Source organism: Pseudomonas sp. PB106, assembly GCF_009764645.1.
Taxonomy (GTDB): Bacteria; Pseudomonadota; Gammaproteobacteria; order Pseudomonadales; family Pseudomonadaceae; genus Aquipseudomonas.
This window is the reverse complement of sequence record NZ_RWIM01000165.1, coordinates 1-20,595: the sequence shown is the minus strand read 5'-3', so window position 1 is coordinate 20,595 and position 20,595 is coordinate 1. Positions and strand designations below refer to the sequence as shown.

The 20,595-nt window shown below is 62.2% G+C and carries 15 protein-coding genes; 5 read left to right on the top strand and 10 right to left on the bottom strand.

Annotated elements, in window-relative coordinates; genetic code table 11:
- Window positions 1-156: 156 nt before the first annotated feature.
- The 5 genes from EJA71_RS21275 to EJA71_RS21255 all read right to left on the bottom strand — a co-directional run bounded on the left by EJA71_RS21275 (window position 157) and on the right by EJA71_RS21255 (window position 10,210).
- Window positions 157-777 (bottom strand): SCO family protein, encoded by a 621-nt coding sequence (locus tag EJA71_RS21275; protein WP_158959513.1) that lies wholly within the window; start codon window positions 775-777, stop codon window positions 157-159.
- Window positions 774-1,424 (bottom strand): SCO family protein, encoded by a 651-nt coding sequence (locus EJA71_RS21270; RefSeq protein WP_158959512.1) that lies wholly within the window; start codon window positions 1,422-1,424, stop codon window positions 774-776. Before EJA71_RS21270 ends, EJA71_RS21275 begins: the two co-directional genes overlap by 4 nt.
- A gap of 14 nt (window positions 1,425-1,438) precedes the next feature.
- Window positions 1,439-3,361, bottom strand: coding sequence for a YncE family protein (locus tag EJA71_RS21265; RefSeq protein WP_158959511.1), 1,923 nt, complete (start codon window positions 3,359-3,361; stop codon window positions 1,439-1,441).
- Between the two features lie 179 nt (window positions 3,362-3,540).
- Window positions 3,541-9,402, bottom strand: coding sequence for a manganese-oxidizing multicopper oxidase MnxG (gene mnxG, locus EJA71_RS21260; protein WP_158959510.1), 5,862 nt, complete (start codon window positions 9,400-9,402; stop codon window positions 3,541-3,543).
- 199 nt (window positions 9,403-9,601) lie between these two features.
- Entirely contained in the window at window positions 9,602-10,210 is a 609-nt protein-coding gene (locus EJA71_RS21255; RefSeq protein ID WP_158959509.1) for a lytic transglycosylase domain-containing protein, read from the bottom strand.
- A gap of 206 nt (window positions 10,211-10,416) precedes the next feature.
- On the opposite strand from EJA71_RS21255, the gene gspG reads away from it, so the two are divergent.
- From gspG to EJA71_RS21240, 3 genes are all read left to right on the top strand, one after another.
- Window positions 10,417-10,845: a type II secretion system major pseudopilin GspG gene (gene gspG, locus EJA71_RS21250; protein ID WP_007913548.1), complete on the top strand. Its 429-nt coding sequence runs from the start codon at window positions 10,417-10,419 to the stop codon at window positions 10,843-10,845.
- Between the two features lie 14 nt (window positions 10,846-10,859).
- Window positions 10,860-12,047, top strand: coding sequence for a type II secretion system F family protein (locus EJA71_RS21245; RefSeq protein WP_158959508.1), 1,188 nt, complete (start codon window positions 10,860-10,862; stop codon window positions 12,045-12,047).
- 74 nt (window positions 12,048-12,121) lie between these two features.
- Window positions 12,122-12,523 (top strand): hypothetical protein, encoded by a 402-nt coding sequence (locus EJA71_RS21240; protein ID WP_158959507.1) that lies wholly within the window; start codon window positions 12,122-12,124, stop codon window positions 12,521-12,523.
- A gap of 396 nt (window positions 12,524-12,919) precedes the next feature.
- Here the strand turns inward: EJA71_RS21240 and EJA71_RS21235 are convergent, their stop codons facing one another.
- Window positions 12,920-13,819 carry a LysR family transcriptional regulator gene (locus EJA71_RS21235; RefSeq protein WP_158959506.1) on the bottom strand — a complete coding sequence of 300 codons (900 nt, stop codon included), beginning with the start codon at window positions 13,817-13,819 and terminating at the stop codon, window positions 12,920-12,922.
- Window positions 13,820-14,046: 227 nt separating this feature from the next.
- Between EJA71_RS21235 and EJA71_RS21230 the strand changes: the two genes are divergently transcribed.
- Window positions 14,047-15,066: an alpha/beta hydrolase gene (locus tag EJA71_RS21230; protein WP_158959505.1), complete on the top strand. Its 1,020-nt coding sequence runs from the start codon at window positions 14,047-14,049 to the stop codon at window positions 15,064-15,066.
- A 108-nt stretch (window positions 15,067-15,174) separates the two neighbouring features.
- Window positions 15,175-16,602 carry a mechanosensitive ion channel family protein gene (locus EJA71_RS21225; protein ID WP_158959504.1) on the top strand — a complete coding sequence of 476 codons (1,428 nt, stop codon included), beginning with the start codon at window positions 15,175-15,177 and terminating at the stop codon, window positions 16,600-16,602.
- Between the two features lie 67 nt (window positions 16,603-16,669).
- Here EJA71_RS21225 and ycaC read toward each other — a convergent pair whose 3' ends face one another.
- The 4 genes from ycaC to EJA71_RS21205 form a co-directional block, all read right to left on the bottom strand.
- Window positions 16,670-17,293 carry an isochorismate family cysteine hydrolase YcaC gene (gene ycaC / locus EJA71_RS21220; protein WP_007913541.1) on the bottom strand — a complete coding sequence of 208 codons (624 nt, stop codon included), beginning with the start codon at window positions 17,291-17,293 and terminating at the stop codon, window positions 16,670-16,672.
- Between the two features lie 70 nt (window positions 17,294-17,363).
- Window positions 17,364-19,202 carry an amidohydrolase gene (locus EJA71_RS21215; RefSeq protein ID WP_158959503.1) on the bottom strand — a complete coding sequence of 613 codons (1,839 nt, stop codon included), beginning with the start codon at window positions 19,200-19,202 and terminating at the stop codon, window positions 17,364-17,366.
- 43 nt (window positions 19,203-19,245) lie between these two features.
- Window positions 19,246-19,872 carry an antibiotic biosynthesis monooxygenase gene (locus EJA71_RS21210; protein WP_158959502.1) on the bottom strand — a complete coding sequence of 209 codons (627 nt, stop codon included), beginning with the start codon at window positions 19,870-19,872 and terminating at the stop codon, window positions 19,246-19,248.
- The gene (locus tag EJA71_RS21205; RefSeq protein ID WP_158959501.1) at window positions 19,865-20,281 is read right to left on the bottom strand and encodes a DoxX family protein; all 417 of its coding nucleotides are present in this window, start codon (window positions 20,279-20,281) and stop codon (window positions 19,865-19,867) included. Before EJA71_RS21205 ends, EJA71_RS21210 begins: the two co-directional genes overlap by 8 nt.
- Window positions 20,282-20,595: the final 314 nt, after the last annotated feature.

Below are 20,595 nucleotides of genomic sequence, written 5' to 3'. Positions count from 1 at the left end.
CCGCGCCATGATCGCTTCGCCGCTGGCCGACAGACCTTGGCGATAGAGGCGCTTGCCCGCCGCCTCTTCCGGGGTCAGCGGCGCAGCGCTCGCGCCCAGGCTGAGGCCAGCGAGCAGGAACAGGGCGAGGACGCGGCAGCGTTTCATGGCGCGGGCTCAGCGACCGGCCACGGGCATTGTCAGCAACTGCAAGCGCTGGGCAATGGCGGCGGCCGGGGCATCGGGACGGATTTTGCTCCAGCGTTTGTTGGCGACATCGCCGACGATCAACTGCGTGGAGTGTTGCTCGGGGGTCGGCACGATCTGGCCGATACGGCTCAGCACCAGGTCCATCTGTGCCTTGTCGCCGGTGAGAAAAAGCCAATGAGGGTCATCGGAACCCTGCTTCAAGGTGTAAGCCTTGAGCACCGCCGGCGTATCGCGCAGCGGGTCACTGGTAAGGGAAATGAAGGTGATGTCCGGTGCCTTGTCGCCCAGCAGCTCGCGGACTTCCTTGAGCTTTTGGGTGATCAGCGGGCAGGCATCGTTGCAACTGGTGAAGATCACGTTGAGCAGAACGATGCGGTTTTGCAGGGCATCGCTGTAGAAGCGCAGGGTCTCGCCGTTCTGGTCCTGCAACGGCGTGTCGGTGAACCAGGTTCTCGCGTCGTGGGTGCCTGTGGCCGGTGCGGCGGCAACCGTCGCCGGTGCCTCAGGCGCATGGCCTTCGTGGCCCAGCGCCACGCTGCTGAAAATCCAGAAACACGCGGTCAGGGAGATCCAGTCGAGCAGTCTCATGGCTGTTGCTCCATGGCGATGGCGGTGTGTTTGGCGTGGGTGCGCAGGCCGCTGAGTTTTTCGACTTCCTTGGCCAGCAACGCCGGGTCGGTGAAGCCGTAGTAGCGCATCCAGTGGCGGCTGTTGCCGTCGCCGACGAGGATCAGCGGTTGATGATTCTTGAAGTCGCCGCTGAAACTGCCGAGGCCCTTGAGGGTTTCAGTGATCGATTGCGGCGAGCCGGTCAGCCAGCTCCAGCCCGGCCCACGCTGGAACGTACGCGCATAATCCTGCAGGCGTTTCGGGTCGTCGCGCTGCGGGTCGATGCTGATCGAGACCAATTGCACTTCCTTGCCGACGCGGGCGCCGAGCTGTTTCTGCACCTTGCCCATGATCGACGAGACCACCGGGCACACCGTGGTGCAACTGGTGTAGATGAAGCTCATGACGACGATTTTGCCCTGCACCAGGTCTTGTTCGAGGCGCACGGTTTTGCCGGTCTGGTCGAGCAGCGGCACGTTGGCGAACTTCACTTGCGTGTGTTCTTGGGTGTTGCTGGCCGGGGTTTTGTGCCCGGCGTGTTCATCCGCTGAATGAGCGTTGGCGTGTTGAATGCCGAGGCTCAACAGGCACAGGGTCAGCAGGCCACTGGATGCAAATCGGTTCATGTCGAAACTCCTCTTCAACGGGCCTGACCGGGGGTCACCCGAACACTGGCAAAGGTCTTGTCATCGAAACCGGCACCCAGCGAGGCGGCGCGCACGTGCAAATACCAGGCGCCGCTGCGGTCGAGGGTGATCGGTGCTTCGTATACGCCGTCGGCGACTTCCAGCGCCGCCACTTGGCGGGGGTGCGAAGTGGGCGCGAGGTAGTAGCGCAACTGCACGTCTTTCACGCCGCTGCGCTGGGTTTTGTCTTTGCCCTGAACAATGCGGAAGCGCACGACGTAAGGGTCGTTGAGCGCCACGGCCGTCTTGTCGAGGAGGAACTCGACTTGCGGCTGACCGAGGTGTTTTTGCGGTTTGCCGTCAGGATCGATCTGCGCGGTGAAGCAGTGAATGATGTTCGGTTGATTGAGCAGGAACGCCACGTCGAAGCGCCCCGCTGCCGGCAGTTTCACCCGCGCGCTGTATAGCCCCGGCGAGACCTCGCGCAGGCTGCGGTCGATGACCATGGCGGCGCGGGCGATCTGGCCACGGTTGGGGTAACCGGACATCGGCGCGTTCATGCCTTCGGCGTAGAAATAGGTGGTGTTGTCGACCGGGTTGACCACGAACACGGCGTTGTCATCGCGTGATACCGCGAGGCTTGAGGCCAGCGGCAGATCCCCGGCCAAGCGCGGCGCTTGCGGGCCGGCCTCGAAACCCTGGCTGATCGGCTGGCGCCCCTCGCCGAGGGACGACAGGTTGATCATGGTGACTTTCGGCGAGGCGAGTCCGCGAATGTAGGCGTAGGCCTGAGTGAACACCACTTGGTAGGGTTCGGCGCTGACGTCCAGATCATGTATGGCGCTGTTGGTGGCGGCGTCGATGACCGTGGCGCGGTTTTCCACGGTGTTGAGCACCACGCCGAAGCGGCCATCGGCGCTGAAGCCCAGCGGGCCGAGGCCTTGTTGCAGTGTGAGCACCTGGCGGATGGCGTGAGTGCTGGCGTCGATGACTGTCACGGTGCCGTCCTTGCCGTCGGCCACGTAGACCGCGCCGGACAGCGCTGAATAGGCGACTGACAACGGGTGGGAGCCGGTTTTGATTTGCTCGACGATGGTCAGGCTGGCGATGTCGACCACGCTTAACGTGCCGTCGTCGCGGTTGCTGACGAAGGCGAAACGGCTGTCCTTGCTGAAGCTGATCTCGTGGTGGCCGCGCCCGGTCTGCAAATGTTTGAGGGGGTTGAGGCTTTGGCTGTCGATCACCGTCACGCCAGAGTCTTCCGCTTTGCTGGCGTTGTTGCCGACCCAGAGCAGGCGTTCGTCCGGTTGCAGTGCCACGCGAAACGGTTGCCTGCCGGCGCGGATCGAGTCGATGACTTTGAATTGTTCGCTGTCGATCACCGCGATTTCGCCGGCAGTCGGCATCGAGACGAACACGCGTTTGTTGTCTTTGGGCGTGACCCAGTCCATCGGCGGTTGTTTGAGTTCGATCCGCGCGAGGGTACTGGTGATGCCGCCGACCGAGACCGATGGATCGACCACGGCGATGCTCGCGTCGCGGTTCATCACCAGCAGGAAATAGCTGTTGAGGTCGAGCAACGGCCGCGCGCCGATGTTGGATTTGAGGAAAACGCCGACCCGGGACTTGCAGCTCTGGTCGCGGCCCTGCGCCTGATCGGCGGCGAGGGTTTGCGGGTCGACCCAGGCCCCCGGTGCCACGCCGGACAATGGCTGGCCGGACGCGCTGTCGGTGACACGGAACTGCACATCGGCGAACTCGCCTTCACGCAGCTTACCGTCGGCGGCCAGCGGCTTGAGGTTGAAATCCACCGCCACACCGTCACGCTTCAGCGACTGCTCGGCAACGGTTTGCGCCAGCGCAATCTCACTCAGCGTCAACACCGCCCCGGCCATGGCCAGGCTGCAAATACCGATGATGTTGATAATCCTGTTCATCTAGCACTCCCCTACACATTCAGTCCAAACGACGCGGTCCCTGTGGGAGCTGGCTTGCCAGCGATGGCGTCCTTTCCGTCACATCAATGGCGCCTGTGCCGCCGTCATCGCTGGCAAGTCGAATCGTCGAACCGCAGCTCCCACAAGGGATTTGCATCCATGGGGGGTTTTTGTTGGGCCTACTGGCTTGGTGGTGCCGGCTCCGGTTCGTTGGTTACCCGCAGCAAGCCCCACAAACCGGCGGTGTTGCCGAACGAGGCGTTGTCGCGGAACAGGTAGTCCCCCGGGATCGCGTTGCTGCCGCCGGCGCTGGGCAACATGAAGCTGAAGTGCGCCGCCGGCAGTACGCTTTCCCTGGCACCGATGTACATCGACATCGGGTTGTAGCCGTACTTGACCGAACCCACGCCCGGCGTATTCATCGGGTAGCCACCGAGGTCGCTCTTCTCCGACTGGAACGGGTTGACCGACCACAGATGCCCGTCGAGCTGGAAGGTCGAGCCCCGGCTGCCACCGCTCGGCATCAGGATGTGCGTGCGGAACGGCTGCCCCGGTTTGGCGTAGAACACCGGCGTTTGCGGATCGCCACCGACCAGCGCGTTGCTGTAAGCCATGTGCGCGTTCGGCACATCGCCGTAGCCATGGCCATCAGCGCGGCCAAACGGTGCGTCCGGGGCGAGGCCGAAGCGGTACCACATCGGTTCGGCCTTGTAGTTGATGGCCATGCCGGCGTTGTCCTTCGGATCGTTCGGCACGCCCATGCCTTCAGACGCAATGCCTTCCACCGGCCGACCATTGGCCCAGCGCAAATTCAGGGCTTTCTGCCAGACCATCGCAAAGTCGCGATAAGTCGTCTGCCCCGCCGCCGTGACCGTGGCGGAAACCTTGCGTGCATCGTCAACCCAGGTCGCGCCGATTGGCAGAATGCTCATCGCTCCACCGAGACCTTTTTGCGGCTGCTTGATCACGTCCGCCGGGGTGAAATTCAGCCCGCCGAACTCCACCGCCGTGGCGTTGATGTTGTCGACGCTGCGCCCCAGTTGCGTCACCGGTTTGCCTTCACGCTCCAGGTGCCCGGCGTAGTACTGATACGTCCGGGTCGGGTAGGCACCGGTGCTGCCAACACGCGGTGGTACGGTCTGAATCGGGTTGGCGCCGACGTTAACGCCGTCGGATTTGGTGATGTCGTAGGCCAGCAATTGCGCATGCAAACCGACGTGGCTGGATGGCCGCAACAGGTTGTTGTTGAAGGTGGTCGAACCGTCGCCACCGTTGCGATCACGCTTGACCAGGCCTTGCATGATCGCGGTCTGCGCCAGGTCCGGCATCACGCTCGGCAGGCGGTTTTCCAGGGTGATGTTGATGCAATCCCCGGCCGCCGCACGCAGTACCAGCGGCTCGACCGGAACGCCCGCCTTGAGCTTGCCGGTGGCCGGATCAAGATCGGCTTTGCGCACGTAGAGCACAGCGGTCGGGTCATGGATCGGCCCGCTCTGACCGCCAATGGTCAGGGTTTCGCCGTCCTCAGGATCGGTCACCGTGACCTGCGGAATGCTCACGGGCCGCGAGTTGAACACCAGCGTGCCGCCCGCCGGATTCAACGGCCCGCCGACATGCTGACCAAGCCCGGCCGGATCGCCAATCGCCAGCCCCAGCGGGTTGCGCAGGATGTCGTTGGCCAGCGCCGCGACCACTTCATAGTTGCGTTGCACCGTGGCGCGGGTGCCGATGCCGTTGGGGTTGGCGCTGTAGCGCGGGCAACTGCCCTCGAACGCCACGGTGTTGCGCATGCCGGTGGGTTTGGCGTTGTTCGGCAGTGCGAACAGGTCGCTGCGTTGCGCGGTGTAGTTGCGCATCACGCCCCAGATGCCGTTCCAGTAGCCTTCGATCGAAGCGTCCATCGAGTACAGATAGTCGCCCGTGGTCGCCGCCGAACTGGAGAGCATCGACACCGGTGCAATGAAGCCCATCTGCTCGGAGATGCCGACCATTTGCGAAGCGCGCCAGCCGGAGTTGGAGCTGTTGCCGAAACCGGAACCGCTCTGCAGCCATTTCACGCCGTGCAGGGTGACGTTGTGCTCTTCTTCATGGCCACCGGCATGCACCCGCAGCCGCACGTTGTCGCCGGTGTACGTGCGCAGCATCGGCGTGAACGGATCGCCCGGTTCAGCGCCGGCCTTGTTGATGTGCGGCGGAAACAGCGTGGTGCCGCCGGTTGGGCCGGTCGCGGAGGTAATCAGGTTCGGCGCCAGGTTCATCGCCGGGATCGCCCGATCAGTGCGGCTGTGCATGGCGTAAGCCAGATCGCCGCCGAGGCCGTCAGCCTGCATGCCACGTTTGCCGTCCGGCGCGACTTTGTTCGGGTCGTACACGCGCAGCGCCAATGGCTCGTTGCGATAGTTGACGACGAACATGCCCGGATCATCCACAGAGATTGCCTGTGGGCATGGCCGGCTCGGGCAACCCGGTTTGATCCCGCCGCGCGCCTCGACAATCGCATCGAGCAGGTTACCGGCGTTGTTGCGCACCGGCGGATTGATCGCGTAGCGGAAGCTGTCGGCAGTCGCCGGGAACGCTTGCGCATTCGGCACGCCATTCGGCCCGGCGCCGACGTACACACCGGCTTCATAGGCGTGCTGGAAGTCGCTGTATTCTAGGAAGAATTCGCGGAAGCTGTCGTTGAGGCCATCGCCATCGAGGTCGCCAGTGTTGATCACCGCTTGCCACGAAGTCGGCCCGCCGTCCTGACGCGCACCGCTGTACAGCGGCTCGCCGGTTTCAGCGTGGAACCAGGTGGAACCGGCCGGTTCAGCCAGCACCGTGGCGTACAGACCAATCTGCTGGTGGGTCGATGGGCCGAGGTGGTCGTGGGTGAAAATCGTGCCGAGGCCTCGATCCACGCCTTTGCTGTTGATCACCGGGTCGACGAACCAGCGCTGCATCGCCGTGCGCGCACCGACCCAATCGGCGCGGCCATATTGACCGAAGTACGGATGGTTCTTGGCTTTCGGGCAGGCCTGAGTGCCGTCACGCGGATCGGTGCCTTCGCACTGGTTGAACTCGCGGATCGCATGCACACGTTCTTGCACGGCGCCGGGCGAGAGCACGCCGTCCTCGTAGTTCCAGCCGTTGGAGGAACCATCGGCAGAAGTCAGGTCCCACTTCGGCAAGTGAATGTGTTGGCCGATCACGTCGGTCGGCGTGCGCACCTGATAGTCGTCCATCTCGTAAGTGGCCGGCACCAGGTTGGTTTGCTGGTATTGCACGCAGTCGAAGGTGTTCATGCGCATCACCAGCGGCTCTGGCGGACGCTGCTTGGTGATCACCGGCCAGGCGTCTTCCCACAGCGCCAGAATGCGCGCCTGCGGGAAGTGATAGCCGACCTTGTTGTACACCGCGTCAAACTGAATGTTCGCCGCTTTGTAGATGCGCGGACGGTCGGCGGTGAAAGTCGAGGCGCCAACAAAGGACATGCCGTCGAGGCGCTCGCCGCTGGCGAACTCACCGGTGCCGGCGCTGCTGGTCAGGCGTTTTTGCCGGTCGTCCATGCACGGTTCGTAATACGGCGCGCCGGCCATTGGCAAGGCGCCGTTGGTGCGGAACGCCTTGGCCACCACTTGATTGCCGGGCAGCAAGGCATAACTTGGGTGATCCTTTTTCGCGTGGAAAGCCATCGCTGCCTGTTCGACTTCGGTGCCCTCTTCCGGCAGGTAAATCGGTTTGGCACGCGTGACCTGCTTGGAAAAGTCCAGCGAAGTCGTCACGGTTTCAGCCTCGCCACCGGCCGCAACGCCGTCCAGTGCATGGCGCTGCAAACCGCCATCCCAACCGCCGGATTGCGCCGGGTCGAGGTTGGCCCACAGCGCTTTGCCGCTGGCCTTGAGCGCTTGCGCGGTGGCGGCGTCGAGCATGTCCAGCGGCGGGGTTGGCGGACGTTGCCCGACCGAACTTTCCATGCCGCCGATCCAGAACGGATAGCCCGGGTTTTTCAGGCTGCCGTCGGCGTTGCGGTTGGCCTCGCTGCGATCGACCAAGGCGAGTGAGCCGATGGCTTGCGCGCCCGCGTTGCCGCCGTGGTGTTCGCCGTCGTCGTCGCCCTCTTCTGCGTCATCGTCGTCATTGCCAGCGACCAGGGTGTCGCCGATTTTTGGCACCACCACGACTTTGCCGGGCATCGGCGCCATGGCTTTGCCGGGCAGCGGCACAATCGCAGGAATCGGTGTGCCGGCGACGATTTCGCCATCGGGCAAGGCCCGCGCGCCCGCTGCCGGTTTGCCGCTGCGCAAGGCGTAAGGTTCGCTGTGATAACCGTCGGCGCCCTGCTGCGAGACTTCCAGCGGCGTGCCTTCTTCAAACACATCGTGCACCCGCCACATGGCCCACATGCCCTGGGCAAAGTGCGGATAGAAGTGGCAGTGGAAAATCGCATCGCCGGCCACGCGGTTGCGGTTGCCCGACCCACCGTTGGCGATTTCATAGGTGTAACCGGCGCCCGGGCCGATGCCTTGGGCGTCGACGTAATCGGAGTTGTCGTCGTTGGGATTGAACAGCCATTGATGGCCGTGCAGGTGGAAGATGTGGTGTTCGTAACCGTTGTGGGTGTTGCGGAATTTGACGAAGTCACCGATGTAGCTGTGGTTGACGTTCGACGGCTCCGACGGGTACAGGGCCATGGTCGCCTTCACGCCGACCTGATCGGCGCGCGGGGTCTGGCCCGGGGTGATGCCTTCCAGACCGGTGTTGGCCGGCACGTCCACCAGCATCGCAACGTCGCCGACGGTGTGCGAACTGAGGAAGAACTCTTCATAGGCGCAGGACAGGCAATCGTGCATCGGCCCGACGCCCAAGCGGTTGGCGATGACCTCGGCGCCCATGCCGCCGGAGCCGTAGTTGATCATGAACGAGTCGCGGGTCGGTTCCAGCACGTGGGCCATCACCGGGTCGGCGAAGTACGCCGGGAACGCTTGAGTGACGGCGGTTTCGTCCTGGAACTGCGCGGCGAAATCGCGGAATGGCTCCAGTCGATTCGGAATCGCCGGATTGCGTTTGCCTACCGATTCCAGCGGATAAGTGATCGAAGGGAAGCTGCCGTCGGCGTTGCTGCCCATGACGATCGCATCGCTTTCGCTGGAAATGATTTCATTGCCGTCGACCATGCTGATGATCGGCGTGCCGGCCTTGCCTTCACGGACCCACGGCTCGCGCTGTGGATAGCGCGCCTGGTAATCGACGATGGGGTGACCGGCGGGGGTGCGGCCGGTGCTGGCCAGGCGCATTTCTTCTTCGGTGAGGGTGTTGCGGTAAGTGCGGCCGGCCTTCGGCACCACCACCACTTGGGCAAACAAGCCATTGGCATTGTTGCCGGCCGCGCCCTCGCCACCGAAGGTTGCGCCACGGCTGCTGACGTCGAATGCGCCCTCGCGCTCAGCAAACAACGTGTAGGAGCGACTGGCGCCGGGGGCGATCAGGCTGTTGCCGTTGCGCCCGGTAAACGAGGCGATGTCGTCGATGCTGTTGACCGCTTGCAGGCCGTTGACCTGGAAACCGACGTGGCGATCAGCGACTTGTTCGTCAGCCTTGAAGACCTCGCCACCGTTGGCGTTTTCCAGCCCTTCCTGTTCTTCGCCCTCCTCTTCACCGCCCTCCTCTTCACCGCCCTCAGGCGAGTGATGATTCGGGTTGGCCTGATAAGCGAGCAGGTTCTGCAGGTTGATGGTCAGGCAATCCCCCGCCGCCACGCGCAGCACCAGTGGCCGAGGACGCTTGTCCGGGCGCAACGAGACTTTGCCCGGCACCGCTGAGCCACCCTGAGCCAGCGACATGTTGCGGTCGTCGACCACGTCGCGACGCAGGGCGAACATCATGCCGTTGATGTTCTGCGCACCGAGGCGATTGAACATCAGAGGCTGATCGAAAGCGACGACGTTGGCCACCAGATGGCGCTCGCAACGCACGGCCGCGCTGGCCAGCTCGACGCTGAGCATCGAGGCCAGAATCACCAGCCAATTCAACAGAGACGGAGCGTGATGAATGCCAACCATGATCAGTAACCTCGTAGTGGGTGCTCGCAGGAACGGTTCTCGATAAAAGCCCCGGAGCAATCCGCGTGCCACAAAAAATTGCATTGCCGTTCAATCAGTTAGCGCGACCATTTGAGAAACCGGGGGATATTCCCCACCCCTATTCCCCACTTTTCGGGTCTATCCGGTTTGCCCCGAAAGTGGGGAAACCGGGTTGGGGTCACAACGGCGCGTCCATCGCCAACCCTTGCAAGCGCCGGTATTGGCGCAACACATTCGGTACGTAGCGCTGGGTTTCGGCGAACGGCGGAATCACCCGGCCACGGCTGAGCACCGCGTCGGGCCCGGCGTTGTAGGCCGCCACGGCGAGGGCGATGTCGTTGTCGAACAGGGTCATCAGGCGCTTGAGGTATTTGGCCCCACCCTGGATGTTGGCCTTGGGGTCGTAGACGTCGGTCACCCCCAACTCCCGAGCGGTGTCGGGCATCAATTGCATGAGCCCGCCCGCGCCTTTGGCGGACGTCGCACCAGGGTTGTAATGGGATTCGGCGTTGATCACCGCGTGCAGCAGCGCTTCGGGTAATTGATTGACTTTGGCCGCCGCCGAAACCAATTCTGCATAGGGTTGGTTGGCGATCATTTGCGGCTGTTGATCGAGGCTTGCCACAGGCATTTGAGCCTCGTGGATCACCCGTTCGTAGGTGCGTCCGGGCCGGTGCACGTTGGACAGTACGTAGCTGCCCTTGGCGTCCACCGAGATGAACACATCGGCCTGCGCGGCGCCGCTGAGCAGCACACATCCGAGCAATCCGCTGGCGAGAAATTTCATGTCGGGCCTCCCCGGATCGACCCCGATAAATTGGGGGAAATGCCCCAATGGCCGATCACGTTTGAGCCATACGCAAGCACTGTGCCGACTCTTCAAAGGCCCGTATTTAAAGGCGTGCAGCGAACAGCGGGGTTTTCAGTGGGGGCTGAGCATGGCAATTGCATAAGCCGTTCAGGCGACACGGCTGCCACTCACGGGAGGTCATCATGAAGCTGCAATTTCGTCCGCGTGGCCAACGCGGTTTTACCCTGCTCGAATTGCTCGTGGTGCTGGTGGTCCTCGGCCTGTTGGCCGGGATCGTCGCGCCGAAATACTTCGCTCAACTCGGTCGCTCCGAGGTGAAAGTGGCCAAGGCGCAGATCGAAGGGCTGAGCAAAGCGCTGGATATCTATCGACTGGAAGTCGGCCATTACCCGTCTACCGAACAGGGCTTGCAGGCCTTGGTCACCGCACCCAGCGACGAGGCGAAATGGACCGGCCCGTACTTGCAGAAAAAGCTGCCGCAGGATCCGTGGGGGCGTAATTACGCCTACCGCTACCCCGGCGAAAACAGCGAGTACGACTTGCTGTCGATGGGCAAGGACGGCCAGCCCGGCGGCGAAGGTGAGAACGCCGAAGTGACTAACTGGCAGTAAGCGGAGCGCGGCCCATGCGATTTCATTTGAAAGCGGTCGGCAAGGCTGGCGTGGTGTCCTTGAGCGTCGAAGCGCCGGGTGACAGCGAGGCGCGGCGCATCGCCGAGGATCAGGGTCTGCGCGTGCTCAGCTCGCACGCCGACAAGCATTGGCGCTCACTGAAACTGCGCCAGCGCGAGACCTTCAACCTGGTGTTGTTCAGCCAGGAACTGACCACGTTGCTGAACGCCGGCCTACCGTTGATCGATGCGCTGGAAAGCCTCGCCGAAAAAGAAACCGCCCCCGCTGCCCGCAAAACCTTGAGTGAGCTGGTGCGCCTGCTGTACGAGGGCAAATCGTTTTCGCAGGCTTTAGGCCAGTTGTCGGCGGTGTTCCCACCGCTGTACGTGGCGCTGGTACAGTCCAGCGAGAAGACCGGTGCGGTCGGTGATGCGCTGGGTCGCTACGTCAGTTACCGCCAGCGCATGGACGAGGTGCGGCAGAAGATCATCAGCGCCTCGATCTATCCAATGTTGTTGCTGATCGTTGGCGGTGGCGTGGTGCTGTTCCTGATGGGCTATGTGGTGCCGCGCTTCAGCCTGGTGTTTGAAGGCTTGGGCGATAACCTGCCGTGGCTGTCGCAGGTATTGATGAACAGCGGGATGTTTCTGCACGCGCATCAGGCGGAATTTTTTGGCGCGCTGGCGGCGCTGGTCATCGCCCTCGCCGTGCTGCAAAAGCAACCGGCGTTTCGCCGGGGGCTGGATCGGCTGGTGGAGAAATTGCCCGCCGTGCATCAACGAATTTTCATGTATGAGCTGGCGCGGTTTTACCGTTCGCTGGGGATTCTGCTGCAAGGCGGGATTCCGCTGGTGACCGCCATGAGCATGGTGCGCGGCTTGCTCACCGTTGCCTCGCGGGTACGCCTCGATCAGGCCTGTGAACGGGTGCGCGAGGGGCAATCGTTGTCCACCGCGCTGGAACTCAATCACCTGGTGACGCCGGTGTCTTTACGACTGCTGCGTGCGGGCGAACAGTCCGGCAACCTCGGGCAGATGATGGAACGCAGCGCCGACTTCTACGACGAGGAAATCAGCCGCTGGCTGGAATGGTTCGTGAAGTTGTTCGAGCCGCTGCTGATGACCTTCATCGGCCTGCTGATCGGGGTCATCGTGATCCTGATGTACATCCCGATTTTCGAACTGGCTTCGAGTATTCACTGACCTCGGGAACGGGTCGGACCCAAGCAACAACGTTCATCAACGTTCCCAACAAAACCATAAAGACGGAGAACGATATGCACATTAAAAAGCTCGCGCTCGCAATGGCCATCGGCGCAGTTCTGTCAGCGTCTACGGTACTCATTCCGGACAGTTTGTCCGGGGTATCCAGTGCTTATGCCAAGGATGGCGGGAGTGGTGGTGGAGGCAGTGGGGGTGGCGGAGGTAGTGGGGGTGGCGGTGGCGGTGGCGGTGGCAGCAACAGTGGCCACAGCGGCAGCGACCACGGCACCGGTCACTCAGGCAACACCGCCTCCTCCGGCCGCAACGGCACCCATGCTGAACCTGGGGACGACCATGGCGTGCATCGCGCCGGCGAAGTCGGTGATGATCGCGGTCTGCATGCCGCTGGCGAACCGGGCGATGACCGCGGCGTGCATATTGGCGGCGAACCCGGCGATGACAAACGCGCCAACTGAGTTATAGAAAACACCACAAAACCTGTGGGAGCTGGCTTGCCAGCGATGGGGGCTGATCAGGCAAAGCTGTGTTGCCTGACACACCCCCATCGCTGGCAAGCCAGCTCCCGCAGGGTTCTACAGTGTGCACAAATTCCGCAGACGCCCCATATCAAATGTGGGAGCGAGCTTGCTCGCGAATGCGCTGGTGCAGGCGAAGCTGTGTTGCCTGACACACCGCCATCGCTGGCAAGCCAGCTCCCACAGGGTTTTGTGGTGTTCGCAGATTCCGCAGGCAACCACCATCAAATGTAGGAGCGAGCCTGCTCGCGATAGCGGTCATTCAGACACTGAAGCTGCGACAGACAAATCGCTATCGCGAGCAGGCTCGCTCCTACAGTTTGACTGGCGTAAGGATCAAAGGTCGACGTGGCTCTCGTTCAAGCGCTCGCGCAGAAACTCGACCAACGCCTGCACCGGTCGGGAGGCCTGGCGATGCTGCGGGTACACCGCCGAAAGCGTCAGCGGCTCGGGGCGCAAGTCATCCAGCACCGGCACCAGTCGGCCATCCTTCAACGCCGCGCCGACAATGAACGTCGGCAGATAGGTAATCCCCATCCCCTGCACCGCCGCATCCCTGAGCAACTCGCCGTTGTTCACGCGCATGCGTCCGGCAACATTGACCAACAGCGGCTTGCCCTGCGCCGCATTGAAGCGCCATTGCACCGAGCGACTATGCCCGTACGGCAAACAGTCATGGCTGTGCAAGTCTTCCGGTTGCAACGGCGTACCGCGTTCGGCCAGATACGCCGGGCTGGCGCAGTACACCCGCTCGATCGAGGCAATGCGCCGGGCAATCAGCGTCGAGTCTTCCAGCACGCCGATGCGCAACGCCAAGTCGTAGCCTTCACCGAGCAAATCCACCGGCCGATCACTCAGATCCACTTCCACCGTGACCTCGCGATAGCGCTGCAAAAACATCGGCAGCAGACACCCCAGATGCGCCACGGCAAACGACAGCGGCGCACTCAGGCGAATCGTGCCCCGTGGTTCAGCGGTCTGCCCGGCGATGCCCTGCTCCACCTGCTCGACTTCACCCAGCAAACGCAAGGCCGACTCGTAATAGCTCTGGCCCAGGGGCGTGACGTCCAGGCGCCGGGTCGAGCGGTTCAACAACCGCACGCCGAGACGCTCTTCCAACTGCATCAACCGGCGGCTGACGAACTGCTTGGACAACCCCAATTGATCAGCCGCCGACGTGAAGCTGCCGGACTCCATCACCTGGCAAAAAATACGCATGTCTTCGAACGGGTTCATTGTCACTCTCTGGTGGACAGTTAAACGCTTTATAGCCGCTTTTTCACTTTCGAGCAGCTCATTAATCTGTGCTCACGGTTTGAAAACAACCCTGAACAGGTAGGAGCTGCCGAAGGCTGCGATCTTTTGATCTTGATCTGCGGTAACGCGGTTAAAGGCAAAAACAGGATCAAAAGATCGCAGCCTACGGCAGCTCCTACATCACACATTCGAAAATGGAATTGAACATGAACATTAAACAGACCCTCACCGCTTCCCTCCTCGCCCTGTCCATCGGCAACGCCTTCGCCGCCGAAAGCAGCGGTGTCGAACACAACACCCAAGCCTTCCTCAACGCCCTCGCCGCCGGCGGTGGCAAACCGCTTGAGCAGCTGAGCCCGAAAGACGCCCGTGCGGTGCTGACCGGTGCGCAGGCTTCGGTGAAGGTGGACTTGTCCGGTGTTGAAGTCAGCGACAAGGCGATCAAGGTCGATGGCCAGACCATCAACCTGAAAGTGGTGCGTCCGGCCAAGGTCAAAGGCGAGTTGCCGGTGTTCATGTTCTTCCACGGTGGCGGCTGGGTGCTCGGCGATTACCCGACGCATCAACGTTTGATTCGTGACTTGGTGGTGGGCTCTGGCGCCGTGGCGGTGTACGTCGATTACACGCCGTCGCCGGAAGCGCAGTACCCGACCGCGATCAATCAGGCTTACGCCGCGACAAAATGGGTGGCTGAGCACGGCAAGGACATCGGTGTCGACGGCAAGCGCCTGGCAGTGGCCGGCAACAGCGTCGGCGGCAACATGGCGGCAGTCGTAGCGCTGATGGCCAAGGAGCAGAAAACCCCGGCGCTGCGCTTCCAGTTGCTGATGTGGCCAGTGACCAACGCGCAGTTCGATGACGGTTCGTACCAGCAATTTGCCGAGGGCCACTTCCTCACCAAAGGCATGATGCAGTGGTTCTGGGACAACTACACCACCAACCCCGCCGAGCGTGCGCAGATCCATGCTTCGCCGCTGAACGCCAGCGCCGATCAGCTCAAAGGCTTGCCTGCTGCACTGGTGCAGACCGCCGAATTCGACGTGTTGCGTGACGAAGGCGAAGGCTATGCGCGGCACCTCGATGCGGCCGGCGTGGCGGTGACCTCGGTGCGTTACAACGGGATGATTCATGACTTCGGCCTGCTCAATCCGCTGAGCCAGATTCCGGAAGTGAAAGCGGCCGTGCGCCAAGCGGCGGCTGAGCTGAAAACCCATCTGAATCCTTAAAAGCAAAAGATCGCAGTCTTCGGCAGCTCCTACATGGGAATACGTTTTCCTGTAGGAGCTGCCGCAGGCTGCGATCTTTTTTCTCACCAGCGTCGCGGAGCACCGGTCATGACCCTTTTCTACACTCACCTGCTGTCCTGGAGCGCCGCCCTGCTGCTGCTCGACGCTGTGCTCTGGCACTTCACGCCTTTCAGGCACCGCGCACCGAAAGTCGCTGTGCGGCTGGTGCTGTTTCTGGCGTTCACGGCGCTGGTGATCAACGCCGGTGTCAGTCCGTTGCAAGCGCCGGTGTTCGTCGATGACCGGGTCGCACAACTGGGTGCGACGGCGCTGGGGATTCTCTGGTGGTTGTACGCCGCACGGGTGCTGACCGAAGTGATCGGCCTGGCGTTGATGCGCCGTATCGGTCACAGCGGTCGCTTGCTGCAAGACGTGATCGGCGCCTTGGTGTTTCTCATCGCCACGGTCGCGGCAGCGGGTTACGTGCTGGAGCTGCCGGTGAAAGGCTTGCTGGCGACTTCCGGCGTGGTCGCCATCGTCGTCGGTCTGGCCCTGCAAAGCACCCTGGCCGATGTGTTTTCCGGGATCGTGCTCAACACCACCAAGCCTTATCAGGTGGATGATCTGGTGATGATCGACGGCGTCGAAGGCAAGGTCTTCGACATCGACTGGCGCGCCACGCACCTGCTGACCAGCGCCGGGACCATGGCCGTGGTGCCGAACTCGGTGGCGGCCAAGGCGAAAATCGTCAACCTCAGTCGCCCGAACAACATGCACGGCGTGTCGATCAGCATCAAAGTACCGAACCACATTCGCCCGCGCCGGGTGCTCGATGCGCTCGACCGCACCTTGCAGGGCAGCAGTTCGTTGTTGCTCAGCCCGGCGCCAAAAGCCGTGTTGAAAGAGGCCGGCGAAACCACCTCGGAATACGTCGCCAGCGGTTTCATCGCTGAACTGGGCAAAAAAAGCGAAGTGCGCAATCAACTGTTTGACCTCGCCCACCGGCATCTTGAAGCCGCCGGCATTTCGCGGCACCCGGACGGCGTAATCGAACCCTCGACCCGCGCCCGTGCGTTGCTGGATGAAGTGAAAATCTTCCGTTCGCTGAGCAGCGAAGAACGTGATCGCCTCGCCGAATCGATGGTTGCGCAGCAGTACACCGCAGGCCAGGTGGTGCTGGATCTGGATGAGGTGCCGGACAGTTTGTTTGTGATCGCTACAGGCGTGGTCAGCGCGACCGTGCCGGACGGCGACAGCAAAATCGAGGCGGGCCGGATGGGGCCGAGCGAGGTCATGGGAGAGCAAAGCATTCTGGCGGATACGCCGTCGCAAGCGACGTTCACGGCGCTGACGTCGAGCATCATTTATCGTCTCGACAAGGGCCTGACTCGTGAGTGCATGGAACAGCGCACGGAGGTGGGTCGGGCGTTGAATAAATTGCAGGCGGTGCGTCAGCAGAACAGTCGCCTCGCGTTGATGGGCAAACCGGTGGCGGTGAGGAAAGGTGGGTTTCTGGGGTGGTTGCAAAAGCGTTGAAAGCAAAAGATCGCAGCCTGCATTGCATCTCCCTGTAGGAGCTGCCGGAGGCTGCGATCTTTTGATCTTACTTGGCGGTGAACTTGGTATAGCTGTTGATCAGGTTGCGGTAGTTAGGCAGACGCTCCGACAGCAGATGCGCCAGGCCTTCCATGTCGTTGCGCCAGTCGCCCTGCAGCTCGCACGCCACCGAGAACCAGTTCAGCAGGTGGGCACCCGCTGCCGACATCCGCGCCCACGCCGCTTGTTGCACGGTGGTGTTGAAGGTGCCGGACGAGTCGGTCACGACAAACACTTCGTAGCCTTCAGCAATCGCCGACAAGGTCGGGAACGCCACGCAAACGTCAGTCACCACACCGGCGATGATCAGTTGCTTGCGACCGGTGGCCTTGATCGCTTTGACGAAGTCTTCGTTGTCCCAGGCATTGATCTGGCCTGGACGCTGAATGAACGGCGCATCCGGGAACTGCTCGCGCAGCTCAGGCACGATCGGGCCGTTGGGACCTGCGTCGAAACTGGTGGTGAGGATGGTCGGCAGCTTGAAGAACTTGGCGATGTCGCCCAGCGCCAGCACGTTGTTCTTGAATTCGTTCGGGGTGAAATCCTGTACCAGCGAGATCAGGCCGGTCTGGTGATCGACCAGCAGTACAACTGCGTCATCTTTGTTCAGACGTGTGTAAGGAACGCTCATGGGAAAACTCCTGATGGACGGATGGATGAAGCGTTGAGCGCCGACCGGATGGCCGGCGCTTCGGGGGAAATCAGAAGGCGAAGCAGGAGCAGCCGAACGCGCCCCAGAAGCCGGCAAAGTCGCTGACCGGTGCGTTCGACATCCGCGCCTTTTCATGGCTGTGGGTGTGCACCGCGCACGGGCCGCTGCACTGGTGAACCTGCGCCTGCAACGGCGAATTCGCTCGCCAGTGGCCCGGGACTTTGACCACCGGCGACCAGTCCGGCAGCACTGGAATCGAGCGCGGGCCGAGGTCCTCGAAATCGCCAGCGGCGTAGACGATCTTGCCGCCGACCACGGTCATGACCGATTCGATCCACTTGATCGCTTCTTCTTCGACATGGAAGAAGTCCGCGCTCAGCGCCGCCAGATCCGCCAGTTGCCCGACCTTGATCTGGCCTTTCTTGCCCTGCTCGGACGAGAACCAGGCGCTGCCGTGGGTGAACAGTTCCAGTGCGGTGGTGCGCGGCAAACCTTCTTCGTACAAGGCCAGACCGCCGACGGTGCGGCCGCTGACCATCCAGTACAGCGACGTCCACGGGTTGTAGCTCGAGACCCGCGTGGCATCGGTGCCGGCGCCGACCGGTACGCCTTCGGCGAGCATGCGTTTGATCGGCGGGGTCGCTTCGGCGGCTTGCTTGCCGTAGCGGTCGACAAAGTATTCGCCCTGGAACGCCATGCGATCCTGAATCGCGATGCCGCCGCCCAATGCCTTCACCCGCTCGATGTTCTGCGGGGTGATGGTTTCGGCGTGGTCGAAGAACCACGGCAAGCCGTTGAACGGAATGTCACGGTTGACCTTCTCGAACACGTCAAGCATGCGGCTGATCGATTCGTTGTACGTCGCGTGCAAACGGAACGGCCAGCGCTGTTCAACCAAGTGGCGCACCACCGGCTCCAGCTCTTCTTCCATGGTTTGCGGCAGGTCCGGGCGCGGTTCGAGGAAGTCTTCGAAATCCGCTGCGGAGAACACCAGCATTTCGCCGGCGCCGTTGTGGCGCAGGAAGTCATCGCCCTGATGCAACTTGACGCTGCCGGTCCAGTTCTGGAAATCGCTCAGCTCTTCTTTGGGCTTCTGGGTAAACAGGTTGTAGGCGATGCGCACGGTCAACTGGTCGTCTTTGGCCAGTTGCTCGATCACCTGATAATCGTCCGGGTAGTTCTGGAAACCACCGCCGGCATCGATTGCACTGGTCAGGCCGAGGCGATTGAGTTCGCGCATGAACTGGCGGGTCGAGTTGACCTGATATTCCAGCGGCAGCTTCGGCCCTTTGGCCAGCGTCGAGTACAGAATCATTGCGTTCGGTCGCGCGACCAGCATGCCGGTCGGGTTGCCGTTGCTATCGCGGACGATCTCGCCACCCGGCGGGTTCGGCGTGTCACGGGTGTAACCGGCGACGCGCAATGCGGCGCGGTTGAGCAAGGCGCGGTCATACAGGTGCAGGATGAACACCGGGGTGTCCGGCGCGGCCTGGTTGATTTCTTCCAGAGTCGGCATGCGTTTTTCGGCGAACTGGAATTCGTTCCAGCCACCGACCACGCGCACCCATTGCGGCGTCGGCGTACGGTCAGCCTGATCCTTGAGCATGCGCAACGCATCGGCCAGCGACGGCACGCCTTCCCAGCGCAGTTCGAGGTTGTAGTTCAAGCCGCCACGGATCAGGTGCAAGTGCGAGTCGTTGAGACCCGGAATGACGCAGCGGCCATGCATATCGACCACTTGCGTGTTCGGCCCGCGCAGGGCCATGGCCTGGTTGTCGTTGCCGACGACCACAAACCGGCCATCGGTAATCGCCACGGCACTGGCCAGCGGCTTGGTGCGGTCGACGGTATGAAATTGGCCATTGAACAGAATCAGATCGGCGCTCATCGCAGTTCCTCAAGCAAAATGAAAAGGAGCAAACCCCGCGCGCTCAACGCGGCGAGGTTTCTTGGGAATCGAGGTGTTCATGGGCCTGACTGGCTTCAAGCCACGGCGTAAACAAACGGGTGACCGGCGGCATCACCACGTACACCACCGAGAGGACGATGGTCAGGGTGATCAGGAACGTGGCGACCACGTAATTGGAAAGGATCGGATGCAGCCTCAACAGCGGCCCCCAGATCAGCGGCACCAGCAAGGTGTGCGGCAGAATCACCAGCAGCGTGACCACGGCCTGCTTCCAGCGTGGCGGCGGTGAAGCGGCATCGGCCAGTGGTGTGAACCAGAATTCGTTGACCGGCGCGACTTCGGTGTGATCGCCATCAGCCAGCATCGGCGCCGCTTCGGCGACCAGGGCCTGACGCTGCGGCGATTCGAGCCAGCCTTGCGTCGCTTCGGTCGAGCGGAAACGCAGCACGCAGGTGTAAAAGTCGAGGCGGCCGCGCTTGCCACGCACCACGTCCACGCCCAAATGCCCTTCGCGCTGCCCCGCCACCCGCACGATATTGCGCAGCCACGCCTCGTACGCCGACTCGAAACCGGCCTTGACCCGGTGTTTGATGATCAACGTGACCGTCTCATCGGCCCCCGGTGCTTGTGGATTGAGGACTTCAGGCATAACGCAACACTCCGGGCAAACGAACAGAAATCGCCAGCCGACCCGGCCCAGCGATAAACACAGTGGTAAACAGGATCAACAGCAACCAGCCGAACTGCCCCTCGGCCACACTCCATTGCGGATGCACGACGAGCAGCGCCACCAGCAGCACAAAGAGAATAGGCACGCAGGCCAATCGCGCCAGTAACCCGGCGACGATCAGTAGCGGACAGACGACTTCGGCGAAAATCGCCAGGATCAACGTGAGGTGGGCACCGAGGTGGAACGGGTCTTCGATCAGTTGCAACTGCGCGGTGAAATCCAGCAGCTTGGGCAAACCGTGGACCCACAGCAGAAACAACCCACCGGCCACCCGCAGAAACAGCAAACCGAGATCGCGCGCCTGTTCATCCCGTTGAGAAACGTGCATGGGCCCACCCTTGAATAGTTATTGGGGGGAATCATGCCGAGGATAGCTGGGGGGAAATTGGATACGTGTGCTTAGTTCGCCGGCGTACGAAAACTCATAGAACACCACAGCCCCCTGTGGGAGCTGGCTTGCCAGCGATAGCAAAGTGTCAGACGCCGCCGCTGTTGGCTGAGCTGACGCCAACGCTTGATCGTCCCCACGCTCTGCGTGGGAATGCATCAACGGACGCTCCGCGTTCGGCTCTGGAGGGGACGCGGAGCGTCCCGGGCTGCATTCCCACGCGGAGCGTGGGAACGATCATGTTCAGGCAGGGA